This is a genomic window from Halomonas sp. ND22Bw, from assembly GCF_003011945.1.
Lineage (GTDB): Bacteria > Pseudomonadota > Gammaproteobacteria > Pseudomonadales > Halomonadaceae > Halomonas > Halomonas halophila.
This window is the reverse complement of sequence record NZ_PXWD01001506.1, coordinates 1-246: the sequence shown is the minus strand read 5'-3', so window position 1 is coordinate 246 and position 246 is coordinate 1. Positions and strand designations below refer to the sequence as shown.

At 65.9% G+C, this 246-nt stretch carries 1 protein-coding gene; it reads right to left on the bottom strand.

Translation table 11 applies throughout. The features are described 5' to 3' along the window. Nucleotides 1-246, bottom strand: a 246-nt coding sequence (locus CVH10_RS23245) for an ion transporter (RefSeq protein ID WP_146143341.1), incomplete at both ends; no start/stop codon positions are given.

Sequence of the window (246 nt, the reverse complement as noted above, 5' to 3'; positions counted from 1 at the left end):
AGCCGCAGGATGCGCACGTCGATCAGCACCGACAGCCCGGGCACCAGGATGGCGAGGTAGGTCGGCAGCAGCGCGAGCAGGTCCACCACGCCATAGAAACTCTTCGCATAGCGCATCGGCCGCCTTACGCAGGCCAGGCGTGCGATGTACTCGAGCGTGAAGACGATGGTGAAGAACCACTCCATCACGCCGAAGACCGGGCCCCAGCGGGCGCGGATCGGTTGCACGCTGTCGAGCACCACGACG